The organism is Pseudomonas sp. GM30, from assembly GCF_000282275.2.
Taxonomy (GTDB): Bacteria; Pseudomonadota; Gammaproteobacteria; order Pseudomonadales; family Pseudomonadaceae; genus Aquipseudomonas.
The window spans coordinates 1-3,037 of the sequence record NZ_AKJP02000025.1; the positions used below are offsets into that span (position 1 = coordinate 1).

The window sequence follows — 3,037 nt, forward strand, 5'->3', positions numbered from 1 at the left end:
TTTGTGAGTGACTCTTAAGAGTTTTGCGAATTTTCGGCGAATGTCGTCTTCACAGTATAACCAGATTGCTTGGGGTTATATGGTCAAGTGAAGAAGCGCATACGGTGGATGCCTTGGCAGTCAGAGGCGATGAAAGACGTGGTAGCCTGCGAAAAGCTTCGGGGAGTCGGCAAACAGACTTTGATCCGGAGATGTCTGAATGGGGGAACCCAGCCATCACAAGATGGTTATCTTGTACTGAATACATAGGTGCAAGAGGCGAACCAGGGGAACTGAAACATCTAAGTACCCTGAGGAAAAGAAATCAACCGAGATTCCCTTAGTAGTGGCGAGCGAACGGGGACTAGCCCTTAAGTGGCTTTGAGATTAGCGGAACGCTCTGGAAAGTGCGGCCATAGTGGGTGATAGCCCTGTACGCGAAAGTCTCTTAGTCATGAAATCGAGTAGGACGGAGCACGAGAAACTTTGTCTGAATATGGGGGGACCATCCTCCAAGGCTAAATACTACTGACTGACCGATAGTGAACTAGTACCGTGAGGGAAAGGCGAAAAGAACCCCGGAGAGGGGAGTGAAATAGATCCTGAAACCGTATGCGTACAAGCAGTGGGAGCCCACTTTGTTGGGTGACTGCGTACCTTTTGTATAATGGGTCAGCGACTTATTTTCAGTGGCGAGCTTAACCGAATAGGGGAGGCGTAGCGAAAGCGAGTCTTAATAGGGCGTCTAGTCGCTGGGAATAGACCCGAAACCGGGCGATCTATCCATGGGCAGGTTGAAGGTTAGGTAACACTGACTGGAGGACCGAACCGACTACCGTTGAAAAGTTAGCGGATGACCTGTGGATCGGAGTGAAAGGCTAATCAAGCTCGGAGATAGCTGGTTCTCCTCGAAAGCTATTTAGGTAGCGCCTCATGTATCACTGTAGGGGGTAGAGCACTGTTTCGGCTAGGGGGTCATCCCGACTTACCAAACCGATGCAAACTCCGAATACCTACAAGTGCCGAGCATGGGAGACACACGGCGGGTGCTAACGTCCGTCGTGAAAAGGGAAACAACCCAGACCGTCAGCTAAGGTCCCAAAGTTATGGTTAAGTGGGAAACGATGTGGGAAGGCTTAGACAGCTAGGAGGTTGGCTTAGAAGCAGCCACCCTTTAAAGAAAGCGTAATAGCTCACTAGTCGAGTCGGCCTGCGCGGAAGATGTAACGGGGCTCAAACCATACACCGAAGCTACGGGTATCACGCAAGTGATGCGGTAGAGGAGCGTTCTGTAAGCCTGTGAAGGTGAGTTGAGAAGCTTGCTGGAGGTATCAGAAGTGCGAATGCTGACATGAGTAACGACAATGGGTGTGAAAAACACCCACGCCGAAAGACCAAGGTTTCCTGCGCAACGTTAATCGACGCAGGGTTAGTCGGTCCCTAAGGCGAGGCTGAAAAGCGTAGTCGATGGAAAACAGGTTAATATTCCTGTACTTCTGGTTATTGCGATGGAGGGACGGAGAAGGCTAGGCCAGCTTGGCGTTGGTTGTCCAAGTTTAAGGTGGTAGGCTGAGATCTTAGGTAAATCCGGGATCTTAAGGCCGAGAGCTGATGACGAGTTACCCTTTGGGTGACGAAGTGGTTGATGCCATGCTTCCAAGAAAAGCTTCTAAGCTTCAGATAACCAGGAACCGTACCCCAAACCGACACAGGTGGTTGGGTAGAGAATACCAAGGCGCTTGAGAGAACTCGGGTGAAGGAACTAGGCAAAATGGCACCGTAACTTCGGGAGAAGGTGCGCCGGTGAGGGTGAAGGACTTGCTCCGTAAGCTCATGCCGGTCGAAGATACCAGGCCGCTGCGACTGTTTATTAAAAACACAGCACTCTGCAAACACGAAAGTGGACGTATAGGGTGTGACGCCTGCCCGGTGCCGGAAGGTTAATTGATGGGGTTAGCTAACGCGAAGCTCTTGATCGAAGCCCCGGTAAACGGCGGCCGTAACTATAACGGTCCTAAGGTAGCGAAATTCCTTGTCGGGTAAGTTCCGACCTGCACGAATGGCGTAACGATGGCGGCGCTGTCTCCACCCGAGACTCAGTGAAATTGAAATCGCTGTGAAGATGCAGTGTATCCGCGGCTAGACGGAAAGACCCCGTGAACCTTTACTATAGCTTTGCACTGGACTTTGAATTTGCTTGTGTAGGATAGGTGGGAGGCTTTGAAGCGTGGACGCCAGTTCGCGTGGAGCCATCCTTGAAATACCACCCTGGCAACTTTGAGGTTCTAACTCAGGTCCGTTATCCGGATCGAGGACAGTGTATGGTGGGTAGTTTGACTGGGGCGGTCTCCTCCTAAAGAGTAACGGAGGAGTACGAAGGTGCGCTCAGACCGGTCGGAAATCGGTCGTAGAGTATAAAGGCAAAAGCGCGCTTGACTGCGAGACAGACACGTCGAGCAGGTACGAAAGTAGGTCTTAGTGATCCGGTGGTTCTGTATGGAAGGGCCATCGCTCAACGGATAAAAGGTACTCCGGGGATAACAGGCTGATACCGCCCAAGAGTTCATATCGACGGCGGTGTTTGGCACCTCGATGTCGGCTCATCACATCCTGGGGCTGAAGCCGGTCCCAAGGGTATGGCTGTTCGCCATTTAAAGTGGTACGCGAGCTGGGTTTAGAACGTCGTGAGACAGTTCGGTCCCTATCTGCCGTGGACGTTTGAGATTTGAGAGGGGCTGCTCCTAGTACGAGAGGACCGGAGTGGACGAACCTCTGGTGTTCCGGTTGTCACGCCAGTGGCATTGCCGGGTAGCTATGTTCGGGAAAGATAACCGCTGAAAGCATCTAAGCGGGAAACTTGCCTCAAGATGAGATCTCACTGGAACCTTGAGTTCCCTGAAGGGCCGTCGAAGACTACGACGTTGATAGGTTGGGTGTGTAAGCGCTGTGAGGCGTTGAGCTAACCAATACTAATTGCCCGTGAGGCTTGACCATATAACACCCAAGCAATCTGCATGCTCGAAAGAGACCAGATTGCGGTGTGTGAAGACGCAATGAA

1 rRNA gene is annotated in these 3,037 nt (G+C 51.7%); it reads left to right on the top strand.

Annotated elements, in window-relative coordinates:
• The first annotated feature begins 81 nt into the window (after positions 1–81).
• Positions 82–2,973, top strand: a 23S ribosomal RNA gene (locus PMI25_RS15725).
• Positions 2,974–3,037: the final 64 nt, after the last annotated feature.